Origin of the sequence: Alkalibacterium kapii, from assembly GCF_007988865.1 — a bacterium.
GTDB classification, from domain to species: Bacteria; Bacillota; Bacilli; order Lactobacillales; family Carnobacteriaceae_A; genus Alkalibacterium; species Alkalibacterium kapii.
In genome coordinates this window covers 22180-34576 of the sequence record NZ_BJUY01000005.1, presented here as the reverse complement: position 1 = coordinate 34576, position 12397 = coordinate 22180, and the positions used below count along the sequence as shown (strand labels likewise).

The window sequence follows — 12397 nt, the reverse complement described above, 5'->3', positions numbered from 1 at the left end:
AATGGGAAAATTTATAGTGATCGTACTGGACAGCTTTGGCGTCGGTGCCATGGATGACGTACCAAAAGTCAGGGCACAGGACATAGGAAGTAACACAGCGCTCCATATCATCAAAAATAAGCCCGATTTAAAGATCCCGCATCTACTAAAACTGGGATTGATGAATACTATCGGCGAAGAGTGGAAAGATTTCACATTTTCAAAAGGGGCGAACTGGGGAACCTCTAACCTGTCCCATCAGGGAGCCGATTCATTTCTAGGTCATCAAGAGATCATGGGGACGATCCCACCGATCCCTTTGAATGAGCCATTCAATGCATCGATCGATCGGGTCAAAGCACACTTAATTGAACAAGGTTATTCAGTCAGAGAAGTCGGAGAGAAAAACGAACCCAAAATTTTAGTCGTCAATGACTGCGTGACTGTCGGAGATAACCTGGAAACGGATCTGGGACAGGTCTATAATGTCTCAGGGTGTCTGGATATCATTTCTTTTGAAGACTTAACAAAAATCGGGAAAGCCGTCAGAGACGTCGTGAAAGTTTCGCGCGTCATCACATTCGGCGGTGAAAATGTTTCATTGGATGATCTACTCAACGCGCGGAAAGTGAAAGATGGGGGATTTGCAGGTGTGGATGCACCGGAGTCGGGTGTCTATGATGAAGGGTATCAGGTCGTACATTTAGGCTACGGGATCGATCCGAATGTCCAGATCCCGACCATTCTAGATAAAGAAAATATCGATGTCTCTCTCATCGGAAAAGTCGCTGATATCGTACAGACTAAAAGCGACCGTCTTTTCCCGGGGGTGGATTCACAGTATCTCTTTGACCAGCTGATGAAGCAAGTGGATGAAATCAGTCACGGCTTTATCTGTCTGAATATACAAGAAACTGACCTGGCCGGACACGGTGAAGATGTCGAGCGCTATGCTGACAGGCTGGAAGTCAGCGATAAAAACATCGGTCAGCTGCTTTCTAAACTTTCTAAAGATGATATTCTGATCGTCATGGCTGACCACGGCAACGACCCGACCATCGGCCACAGTCAGCACACCCGTGAACGCGTTCCTTTGCTGATCTATTCTAAAGGTATGCAGGACAAGCAGATCGGGAACCGCGAGACAATGTCTGATGTCGCCGCAACAGTCAGCGACTACTTTAAAGTCGCTAAACCGGCAAACGGCGAGTCGTTTTTGAGTAAGTTGAAATAAATCAGTAAGCCTTTTTGGAGGTGGTGCTTAGGGACAAAGGGTGGATACTGATTTTTTAGTTGTTGTCGATGAGTGATAGTCGTCTTAGAGATGTAGGAGGAAATAAGTTGAAAAAGAAATTTATTACAACAGCAGGTTTGCTCGTCAGTCTGATGTTCATGTCGCCAATTACTGCTTTGGGTGCGTCCGATAAACTGAGTCACGGCTCGCCTCAACAGGCAGATATGGATAAGGAAACTTTATCTGAAATCGATATTCTAGTGGAAGAAGCCATTGAAAATGACGTGACCCCCGGGGCTGTCGTTTTAGTGGCCAAAGACGGACGTATCGTCTTTGAAAATGCCTATGGCTATGCTCAGCGTTATGACATGGGGGAAGAACTGAAGAACCCTAAAAAAATGACAAACCAAACATTGTTTGACTTAGCATCAGTCACCAAAGTAATGGGGACCACGCAGGGGATCATGAAACTCGTTTCTGATGGGAAACTCGATGTCAACGAAACGGTCGCTACTTACATTCCGGAATTTGGACAAAATGGTAAAGAAGACGTCACGATCGCTGATTTGTTGACACATACGTCTGGGCTGACTCCTTGGGAACCAACCTACCTGTACGCAAGTAATACTTCAGAAGCGAAAGAGTATCTCTATGATCTTTCCCTTGAATATGAAACAGGAACAGACAGAAGATACAGTGATTTTAGTTTCATGGCATTAGGGTATGTGATTGAAGCAGTGACTAATGAAACCTTAGACGAATTCCTGGAAGGCGAGATTTATCAGCCGCTGAAAATGAATAATACATTCTTCAATGCAAGCGAGAAAACCAATCGTCCCATCGCAGCTACTTCGTGGGGAAATCCTTATGAATACAAAATGGTCGATGATCCAAACTTTGGTTATTACGTTGAAGAGGATGCCGATACCTTTGATGGCTGGAGAGACTACACATTAGTTGGCGAAGTGAATGACGGAAACAGTTTTTACTCGCATCAAGGCGTAGCCGGTCACGCAGGCGTGTTCTCAACAGCTCGAGACTTGGCTATATTAGGTCAAACGATGCTCAACGGGGGGTCTTACGGAAAAACGACTCTCTATTCAGCGGAAGTTGTCGATCAGTTTACTTCTGAGCAGCGTTATGGCCAGGGCTACGGATGGGAACTAAATAAATCTTGGTACATGGGGTATAGTCATCCCGAAGAAGCCTTTGGACATACAGGATTTACAGGCACTCAAGTCGTTTTCGACCCCGTCAATGACTTACAGATCATCGTGCTTGCCAATAAACAAAATAATGGGCAATTACCAAGTGGATCATATCGAAGCACCGGAACCTTGTCAAGAAATATAGCAGACACCGTATATGAATCATTAGAACAGTAAATTATCGAGAGAAAGATCTTTGACGCTTAATATTTAAGTGTCAAAGATCTTTTTTTGTCTAACTTGTGAAAAATATTGTAATCCTATTGAAAAAAAGGTATACTTTTGATTGGTAAGGTGAATACACTATTATTTGTAATTATTATCATTTAATACTTATATATAGTGTAATATTTGCCAGTAATTATAATGAATTAGAGATATTTATAAAATTGGTATTAGCAAAGAAAGGTGTGAACACATGAGTATTTTTGGTTTTCACAAAGAGAAAGCAAGCAATCAGATACCAATAGGAAGAGAGGGGATTCAAGGAGAAGCAGGAGCGAACGGCGTGAAACATCGGATATCCTTCCGGTAAAGAAATGGATCAAGCGCATGAAACCGAATGAATCAGACCTATACCCGCACGAAGTCCTTCTCCTGTCCTATGCCCCTACTTACTACATAGAAAAGAACAGCTTCCCTAAATTCTGGTGGTACCGTTACGGTGTGAAAAATGTCGATAAAGGCTTGAAGTCTCTGAAAAAGAGAGGGTTTCTTAAAGTGGGATCCGTTGAGTCGGCTAGCCGCAATGAAACGTTGGAAGATTTGAAAGATATCTTGCGCACGCATGGTCTTAAGGTATCAGGCAATAAAGATGAACTCGTGCATCGTCTGCTCGATGAGGTGCCGGAAGACGAACTGAGCACCTTGTTCCGTGACCGGACGTATGAACTCACAGATAAAGGGCAGGCCGTTCTCTCAGCGGAGGAGCACATTCCCTATATCCACCGCCGCAGCATCGAGGATCTGGATATCTGGACATTGAATGAGAAAGTAAAGGCGAGTCCGGGTTCTTCATACAGAGACATCGTCTGGGAATACATGAACAAGAAAAGCCTGAAATACTACAAGCACTCGGACTTTGGGATGTACCGCAACTGCCGACTGTCGATGGCCGAGTTCCTTGAAGAAGAAGGGAAAGACGATTCCGCCTTTATTTATCTGGCAGAAGTCGTGCGGATCGACCTGAGCGGACTATCTAATGGTTTTAATATGGATGAACTTGAGGCACAAACTGATCGCTTCTTCCCGTATAGTGAATCTCAAGCTAAGATGGCCCCTGGTATAACGAAGAAAATCCAGAAGTATCAAACAGAAAAAGACCTGTCTGATGACGAACTGAAGTCGAAACTCATCGACCTCATGAACCGCCTCCAGCTCCCATTCAGCCTCTTCACCGTCGAAGAAGCCGCCGAGATCGCAGTCATGGAGATACATGGGGATTGAGAAGGACTGGAGAGGATTTACCGGAAAGTGAAGGAGCGGTTTGAAGGGGAGTATGACAATTAATGTTGGTTCAATGCTGAAAATAGAAAGAAACTGATACTTATATGGAGGATTATAGTGAATTATAATGCTGAAAAACCAAAAGATTCATTCTTTAATTTTGATACCATGATCACACCGAAAATCATACAAATCATTTTTTACATTGGACTCGCTGTAAGTATAGTATCGGGATTGACGACGATAATTAGTGGCGACTCCGTTTTTTTAGGATTAGCTATTTTAATCATAGGTCCATTAGTGATCCGAGTGAATTGTGAACTCGTCATAGTGATTTTCAAAATCCATGAAGCACTGCAGGATATGCGGTATAGATAATAGGTTTGGAAAACTTCTAAAGACCATACAACTCTTTAGAAGTTTTTTTACGTGATGAAATCATTTTTTTTGTACTCGAATTTAAATAGAAAAAAGGAAGTGTAAGCGTTATACTTGTATCATGACTTTTCTTAAAAATCTTAAGTAGCTGGAGGGATAATATGAATCAAACTTTTACGCTCGGCATCGATGTGGGCGGGACGAATATCAAATATGCGCGGGTGTTTGCTGACGGGACACTGGATCAAAAACAGAAAGTCGATACACCGGACACGTTGGAAAGCTTTTTAGACCAGCTCGATAGGATCTATAAGCAGTTCGATCCAGAAATGGTCGAAGCGGTGGCGATCAGTCTGCCGGGGAAAGTCGATTCCAAGAAAGGCATTGTCTATTTCGGCGGTTCGGTGAAATACTTGCACGATTTCGACTTCCATAAGCATTTCAGAGAAACTTATGGCAAACGCTGCACGATCATCAATGACGGGAAGGCAGCGGCTTTATGCGAACTCTGGCTGGGGAACCTGCAAGGGATTAAAGACGGACTGGTCATTACTTTGGGGACTGGCGTCGGTGGCGGTATCATCATCGACGGCAAGCTGCACCAAGGCAATACGTTTCAGGCCGGGGAGCTGAGTTTTATCACCCAGGAGCCTTTTAATCCGGATAGAGAAAAGATTATCGGCTATCAGCTGTCGGCCGTCAATTTCATCGGAAAGTGCGGGGACATGCTGCAGCTTGAGAAGCCTTATGACGGCGAGAGGGTCTTTGAAGAGATTTGCAGGAAGGATAATCCTACGTTGAATGCCATGTTCTCTGCTTACATAAAACGACTCCTGAACCTCATAGTGAACCTGCAGGCGATCTTGAACATGGAAAAAGTCCTGATCGGCGGCGGGATCAGTGAGCGGCCGATCGTTCTGGATGAACTTAAGCGGCAGTACGGCGAGCTGAGAAAAGTATCGCCTATTTTCGGACAAGTTTTTGAAGAACTCGTTTTTGATACCTGCACCTTCAAGAATAATTCCAACATCCTGGGCGCCGTTTATGCCAGCATGCACGAAGATGTTTAAACTGTCTAAAAGAATGGAGTTTTAATGATGACACAAATGAACGACGCGTTTCCCAAAGACTTCTTATGGGGTGGAGCGGTGGCTGCTCACCAGATCGAAGGGGCGTATGATGTGGACGGAAAAGGTCTGTCGACAGCGGACGTTTTGACGGCGGGTACTCAGAAGACCCCAAGACAGATCACCCAAGGGGTTTTGCAGGGGCACTACTATCCGAACCATGAAGCGATCGACTTCTACCACCGCTACAAAGAAGACATCAAACTGTTCAAGGAACTGGGACTGAAAGCCTTCCGGACATCGATCAACTGGTCACGGATCTTTCCAAACGGGGACGACGCGGAACCCAATGAAGCGGGCCTCCAGTTTTATGACGACTTGTTTGATGAACTGCTGAAAAATGGCATCGAACCCGTAATCACTTTGTCCCACTTTGAGATCCCTTACGCGCTTTACGAGAACTACGGCGGCTTAAAGAACCGTAAGCTGATCGACTTCTTTGTCCGGTACGCGGAGACGGTCATGAACCGGTATAAGGATAAAGTCACCTACTGGATGACCTTCAACGAGATCAACAACCAGCTGGATACCTTTGACGAACTGCACACCTGGACGAATTCGGCGGTCTTATTTGAAGAAGGGGATAATAAAGAAAAAGTCACGTTGCAGGCCAGTCTGAACGAGCTGATCGCCAGTGCCAAGGCAGTTAAAATAGGAAAAGCCATCAATCCCGACTTTCAGATCGGTTGTATGATGGCCTACGTGCCGGTGTATCCCTATGCGTGCCACCCAAAAGACATGCTGGCTTCGAGCAAGATGATGGAGAGGCGCTTCTTTTACAATGACGTTCATGTGCGGGGCGAGATCCCAAGCTATGCCAAAAAGCGCTGGGAGAGAGAAGGTTTCGAGCTGGACTATACAAAAGAGGATCTTTTGAGCCTGAAAGAAGGGACGGTGGACTATATCGGCTTCAGCTATTATATGTCGACAGCCGTCACTACGCTGGATGATCTGGACGGTCAGCCGATCCGCGACTTCCCTGAGGCGAAAGTGGTCGGGAACCCGTATCTGGAAGCCAACGACTGGGGCTGGCAGATCGACCCGAACGGCTTAAGGTATACTTTGAATACCGTCTATCAGCGTTACAATAAGCCTTTATTTATAGTAGAAAACGGGATGGGCGCTTATGACAAGATAGAAGATGACGGCAAGATCCGTGACGACTACCGGGTCAAGTACCTAAAAGCGCACATCAAAGCCATGCACGAAGCGATCGCCATAGACGGCGTTGACGTGATGGGCTATACACCGTGGGGAGTCATCGACATCGTGAGTTTCGGCTCCGGTGAAATGGAGAAACGCTACGGCTTCATCTATGTGGACAAAGACAACCAGGGTAAAGGGACCTTGGAACGCCGCAAAAAAGAATCCTTTGCCTGGTATCAGAAGGTGATTGAAGATAATGGTCTTAAGGACTTGACGAGCTGTGCGGACGAGTAGATTTTAGGGATAGCTTGAAGAGACTTTTTGGAAAAAGGAGCGGGTTAGTTGATGGAAGGAAAAATCAAAGGGGTGAATCTGGGAGCGTGGCTGGTCTTGGAGAAGTGGATGACGCCGCGGCTGTTTGACCGGTCACCCTCAGACGACGAATATTACTTGGCGTATGACATGGATGCAGCGGCTTACGAAGAGAAAATCAAAACGCACCGATCGACATTTATTACCGAAGGCGATTTTGTCAAGATTGCTGCGGCCGGTTTCAACGTGGTGCGCATCCCGGTGCCGTACTTCATCTTCGGTGACCGCGAGCCCTTTATCGGCTGTCTGGACGAACTGGACCTAGCATTCAACTGGGCGCGGGCGTATGGCCTTGAAGTGCTGATCGATCTGCACACAGCGCCGTATAGCCAGAACGCCTTTGACAACGGTGGGATCTCTGGTGTCTGCAAGTGGGCTCAGCATCCCGAAGAAGTCGAGTTCGTCCTGGGAGTACTTACGCGGCTGGCGGAACGCTACAAAACGGATGATGCCCTTTTTGGCATCGAAGTGTTGAACGAACCGCTGACCCCTGAGATGTGGGACATCATCGATCCCCAGGACCAGTTCGAACCGAGAGACAAGGAACTCGCTGAAGGCAGTGGACCGATATCGTTTGCCTTTCTCTATGACTTTTACCAGGAAGCGTATGACCGGCTGCGTGCGATTCTGCCTTCCGACAAGACCATCGTGTTCCATGACGGCTTTGACCTGAAGAAGTGGGAAGGATTTTTCAAAGAGCGGTCTTTTGACAATGTCATGCTCGATACGCACCATTACTTAGTCTTCAACGGTAAGCCGGATCAAGAAAACCTGGAGAATTATACGGCTCACCTGAATCAGATCGGGACACAGATCGAAAAGGTCTCCCAGTATGTCCCCGTGGTGACTGGCGAGTGGTGCCTCTTTAACCAGCATATCGCCAAAAACAAGCCGAACATGACAGACGAAGAAGTCACTGCCTTTTACAACGAATTGTGGCAAGCTTCCGTCGACGCCTGGAAAAAAGGCGACGGCTACTTCTACTGGACCTACAAACTGTTGATCGATACCGTGAACACCCCAGACAAAATCGGCAAGGACGCCTGGGACGTCAGCCGCGCCATCGCTCGTGGGTGGGCGGAAGTTTAATAGCTTTTAGCGAATAAAGACTACATGGGGCGACTAAGAGATAGGAATAATAGTAATTAATAGTTACAGTATTGACCTGTCATTTGATTAGTAATATGGAATTGAAAATATGTAATAGGTGTGAAAAACACAGTTAATATTTGAATTTTTTTAATGAAGCTGTTTTAAGGAGGAAAAATAAATATGTCAGTTGAAATGTACATTAAAGAGAAAGTTAAAAAGATAAGTGAGAAAGTTTATATTGCACCTGATATACCTAAAAAAAAATTAAACGCAGCACTTAAATCAATGGCACCAGATTTGAATCCTAATTATGTTGTTGCTATTATCGATACGTCAATATTTGGAGGAGGCAAGGATGGAGGAGTGATAACGGGTGAGATGTTGTATTTACATCCTTTTGTTTCAGATACATTTGTCTTGCAGTTTTCAGATATTGTTAAAGCTACATATGAAACTAACGAAATTGTAAAAGACAATGGAAAAGTCAAATTAGAGGAAAGTTTGAAAGTTGAATATAAAAACGGAAAAATAAGGGATGTTACTCAATATACTATAGGAATGGAAAACGAACATTTGAAAGAACTTATTAATGGGATAATAGATGAAGCTGGTGAAGAAGGAGAGTTTGTTTCAACTTCACAAGCCACTCCCTTATCTATGATGGATGAATCAATAAAAATAGATTATATAAAAATTATGTGTAATTTTGCTTATGGAGATGACGAACTCATTGATGCTTCGGAATATGCAGAGATTTTATCTTTAATGGTTCGTATTGAGTTAGATGTACCTTCTAGATTATTCATTCGGAAATATATGCTGGAGTCTAAAGACCATGAAGTTAATCAAGATATTATAGAGCGTCTAAGAGAAAAAATTGATGAAGGAAGCTTCGAACTAGTAAAAAAATCATTGATGAAAGACATCATTTATTTATTGAGATCCAAAGACAGAAATTTAAGCTGGCAAGACAATGAATTTATAGTAAACCTCAAAGATAGATTGGACATAAGTACAGATCAAATTGAATATATATCAGAAACAATTATAAATGATGAAGAAATTTTAGAACTGCGTAAAAATGATTCAGAAATAAAAAAATCTATGAAGGAAATTGCTTCTAAAGCAACTGCAGTAGGTGTCCCTTTGGCAGCTATTTACTTATCAGGATCAGTTTTGGGTGTTAGTGCAGCTGGACTAACATCAGGGTTAGCTGCTTTAGGAATGGGAGGAATCCTTGGTTTTTCAAGCATGTTTACTGGTATTGAAATGGCTGTTTTATTGGGTGTCGGTGCCTATAAGGGTGTGAAGAAAGTAACTGGAATCAGTGAATTGGAAAACAATAAACAAAGGGAGTTAATGATTCAAGCGATAATAAAAAATTCGCAGAAGTCTCTGAACTATTTAATAGAAGATTTAAATGAAATTACAAAACAACTTACCGTAGAACTTACTAAAGGAAAAGAAGCTGAGATTAAAATAAAAAAATTATCTTCTTTATTATCTATGTTGTCTTTAGGAGCTAAAGAAACAGGAAATAAAATAAAACATGCTCAAAAAGAGAGTATCATAATTAAACTTCCTTTAGTACTTGATACTATGAGAATCAATGAATTGACTTCTGAAGCAACTAAGAAAAAATATAGAAAAGTCATTTTTGAATGCTATGTCGAGAAAGAAGTAACTAAAGAAGATGGAACTCGAAAACAAGTGTTTCAATTGGACGAAAATTTGAATGAAAACACATTAGAACAACTTTATTCTATATTAGATGCTATTGGATACTATAATATGAAGGATGCAGCTCTTGCTTCTGCTAAAGGAGTAATGAAAGGAATCCTAAATAATGGATAAAAATAAAATAGATGAATTAGGAAAAACTCAATTGATACAAAAACATCAAAGCAATAGTATTGAAGATCAAGTTGTAAAAGTTTCTAAGGCAATCAATGATTTGAAAAGTACTAATGAAGATAACATATCCGAATTAGATAAATTAATACATCATGCCGAAAGTTTATTTGAAGTGCAAGGTAATGACATTGATGAAGTTAGTATGGATGATGTTAAGATAGAGGAAGTTATAACAGAGTTAACCTCTGAAGAAAAGAAACGAATAGACCTTCCTCGATTTAGAGTTTTAAATATAATTGAAGTTAAAGATGATGAATCATGGGATAGCTACATGGAAGCAGTACATAGTTATGCTGCAGATAATCATGTGGATTTGACAAAAAATCCTTTTGATGAGTTATTAACACAAAGAGAAAAACTCGATTTAAAAATGAGAGTTAGAGAAGACTATACTATGAAAAAAGCTCATTGTGATAAGTATGATTACATGATAGCTAGTTTCAGTGGTATCGCAGCTGGTACAATAGACAGCTTTTTTGTTGGTATGCCAGAGGCTAGCAAGTTGGGTAAGTGGACTGATAAAAAGGCTGATGAATTTGTAGAAAATATGGCGCAAGGAATTTGGAAAGCAGATGGCAGAAGTAATCGAGAAGGAAAACCTAAAAAAATACCTGATGATTTACAAAAGTGTATCAGTTACTTAGAACAAAAGTTTCAAGTTAATTATGATGCAAGATATGCAAAAGATCTAAATGTTGAAGATGGGGTTTTAGAGGGGATGAGACCAGTAAATCACCATATAAAATCCCTGAGTCATTCTCCAAGTATTATTGGTCTATTTTTTTCTATTCTGGATCAGTTTACAGATAATGCAAGCTTCATAGATAAAGGAAAAATCATACGCGTTGATACCAGTGACGGAAATACAAAATTAGTAGGAACTACTTTTCAAGGCAAACTTTTTAGTGGCTTTTGCAACTGGATAGGTCACCTTATATCTGATTTGGTAGGTTCAAGTTCAACAAGAAATATTAAAAGAGGAAAGACAGGACGAGGAAGTGGTGTCGGAATACCATTCTATGAACTGTTGCAATTTTGTGAGTTTGGTGAATTTAAAGTTAAAGAGGAAACGATTAATCTAGCAGAATTATCAGTTAAAGTATTTGAAAGAGGATACGATATACGTTTTGGTGCAACGATGGCTATTCCAGTTGTGCTGAATGAATTATTAATTCGTATATTGTGGGCGGTTAAACAGAGATATTATCATGAAAAATCATGGAAAGAAAGTATTCCCTTTGGAAATAAACCTGAACTTAGACGGATGTTGCTTATTGGTCATGGATGCTTGTGTATAGTAGATGGCATAGATGCTGGACTACGTTCAAAGGGAGAGATTATTGAATTTTCACTACGACTAAACATTATTGGATGGTCTCGTTTTGCATTTTCTGGGTTAATTGAAGTTCGAGCACTATATAAAGAAAATACATTAGATTTAGTTGCCTTAGATCAAGATTTGGAAAAAGAATGGAAGGCACTATTATTATAAGAATTTCTAGAGTTATTAAAGTTGTGTAAAAAAATGTAAAGGAGAATGAAAATGAATGACAAGATAAATGTAAACGGATTCAAAGAGCTGATTAATAGTCAATCAACATTACTTGGTGAGGCTGGAGCAACACGGATGAATACAGAGCCTGATTATCGTGATAGAAATGATTTTCAAAAAGATTATGCTCGTATACTATATTCTAGCTCCTTTAGAAGACTACAAGGAAAGATGCAATTAATGGCTGTAAATCCTGATTCATTTGAAAGAAATAGATTGACTCATAGTATAGAAGTTGCACAGATTGCACGGAGTATAGCTGAGAATGTTCATAAATGGAGTATGGAATATTTAGATTCTAAAAATGAGATATCAATTTATGGAAATAGTAAAGATTTGTATATAGTAGAATTAGGTGGTCTAGCTCATGACATAGGGAATCCACCATTTGGACATCATGGGGAAAGACTGTTAAATGAGTTAATGAAAGATAGAGGAGGTTTTGAAGGAAATGCCCAGAGCATACGTAATTTAATGCAAGTAGAAAAGAAACATCCACATCTTGCTGGTCTTAACTTAACTATTAGATCACTATTAAGTATAATTAAATATAATGTGTCGTATGAACAAGGCAATGAGAAATTTCTATATGATGAGCAATTTCAAAGTATAAACAAATTTTTGCGAAGACTTGAATTGGAAAAAAGTACTCGAACTCTAGATGTTCAAATTGTAGATGCTGCTGATGAAATAGCATATTGCGCTCATGATTTAGAAGATGCATTAAGTAAACACTACTTTTCAATTAATGAATTTATTTATGATTTAAAATAGAATGCTGAACATAACGAATATCCTTATGAATCTCAAGTTGGTGAGTTTATAAAGTGGGTTGACCAAGCTAAAAAAGTAGCTGAAAAATCAAAAGTTTATCAGTCTTCTGAAGAGTATTCATTCATTTTTCGGAAAGAGTTAACATCAATAATTGTAAATGAATTGATAAATGATA

Annotated in this window: 10 protein-coding genes; all 10 read left to right on the top strand. The window is 41.1% G+C overall.

Features of this window, described 5'->3' with window-relative positions:
- Position 1: 1 nt before the first annotated feature.
- The 10 genes from AKA01nite_RS03070 (at position 2) to AKA01nite_RS09380 (ending at position 12222) form a co-directional block, all read left to right on the top strand.
- On the top strand, positions 2-1213 hold the full coding sequence (locus AKA01nite_RS03070; protein ID WP_146923701.1) for a phosphopentomutase: 1212 nt from the start codon (positions 2-4) through the stop codon (positions 1211-1213).
- 107 nt (positions 1214-1320) lie between these two features.
- Complete coding sequence (locus tag AKA01nite_RS03065) at positions 1321-2598, top strand: serine hydrolase (protein WP_222592469.1); 1278 nt, start codon at positions 1321-1323, stop codon at positions 2596-2598.
- A gap of 375 nt (positions 2599-2973) precedes the next feature.
- Positions 2974-3867: an SAP domain-containing protein gene (locus AKA01nite_RS03060; RefSeq protein ID WP_146923699.1), complete on the top strand. Its 894-nt coding sequence runs from the start codon at positions 2974-2976 to the stop codon at positions 3865-3867.
- Between the two features lie 117 nt (positions 3868-3984).
- Entirely contained in the window at positions 3985-4245 is a 261-nt protein-coding gene (locus AKA01nite_RS03055; RefSeq protein WP_218142358.1) for a DUF4282 domain-containing protein, read from the top strand.
- Between the two features lie 161 nt (positions 4246-4406).
- Positions 4407-5315, top strand: a complete 909-nt coding sequence (locus AKA01nite_RS03050; protein WP_146923697.1) for an ROK family protein — start codon at positions 4407-4409, stop codon at positions 5313-5315.
- A gap of 36 nt (positions 5316-5351) precedes the next feature.
- Positions 5352-6812, top strand: a complete 1461-nt coding sequence (locus AKA01nite_RS03045; protein ID WP_146923695.1) for a 6-phospho-beta-glucosidase — start codon at positions 5352-5354, stop codon at positions 6810-6812.
- Between the two features lie 51 nt (positions 6813-6863).
- Positions 6864-7979, top strand: coding sequence for a glycoside hydrolase family 5 protein (locus AKA01nite_RS03040; RefSeq protein ID WP_146923836.1), 1116 nt, complete (start codon positions 6864-6866; stop codon positions 7977-7979).
- A 183-nt stretch (positions 7980-8162) separates the two neighbouring features.
- Positions 8163-9836, top strand: a complete 1674-nt coding sequence (locus AKA01nite_RS03035; RefSeq protein WP_146923693.1) for a hypothetical protein — start codon at positions 8163-8165, stop codon at positions 9834-9836.
- Positions 9829-11388 carry a hypothetical protein gene (locus AKA01nite_RS03030; protein ID WP_146923691.1) on the top strand — a complete coding sequence of 520 codons (1560 nt, stop codon included), beginning with the start codon at positions 9829-9831 and terminating at the stop codon, positions 11386-11388. The genes AKA01nite_RS03035 and AKA01nite_RS03030 overlap by 8 nt, the downstream gene beginning before the upstream one ends.
- Positions 11389-11439: 51 nt before the next feature.
- The gene (locus AKA01nite_RS09380; protein WP_246116974.1) at positions 11440-12222 is read left to right on the top strand and encodes a deoxyguanosinetriphosphate triphosphohydrolase family protein; all 783 of its coding nucleotides are present in this window, start codon (positions 11440-11442) and stop codon (positions 12220-12222) included.
- Positions 12223-12397: the final 175 nt, after the last annotated feature.

Coding starts and splice junctions, on each gene's coding strand:
- AKA01nite_RS03030 (WP_146923691.1), top strand. CDS start 9,829: ATGGATAAAAATAAAATAGATGAATTAGGAAAAACTCAATTGATACAA.
- AKA01nite_RS03040 (WP_146923836.1), top strand. CDS start 6,864: ATGGAAGGAAAAATCAAAGGGGTGAATCTGGGAGCGTGGCTGGTCTTG.
- AKA01nite_RS03045 (WP_146923695.1), top strand. CDS start 5,352: ATGAACGACGCGTTTCCCAAAGACTTCTTATGGGGTGGAGCGGTGGCT.
- AKA01nite_RS03060 (WP_146923699.1), top strand. CDS start 2,974: ATGAAACCGAATGAATCAGACCTATACCCGCACGAAGTCCTTCTCCTG.
- AKA01nite_RS09380 (WP_246116974.1), top strand. CDS start 11,440: ATGAATGACAAGATAAATGTAAACGGATTCAAAGAGCTGATTAATAGT.
- AKA01nite_RS03070 (WP_146923701.1), top strand. CDS start 2: ATGGGAAAATTTATAGTGATCGTACTGGACAGCTTTGGCGTCGGTGCC.
- AKA01nite_RS03035 (WP_146923693.1), top strand. CDS start 8,163: ATGTCAGTTGAAATGTACATTAAAGAGAAAGTTAAAAAGATAAGTGAG.
- AKA01nite_RS03050 (WP_146923697.1), top strand. CDS start 4,407: ATGAATCAAACTTTTACGCTCGGCATCGATGTGGGCGGGACGAATATC.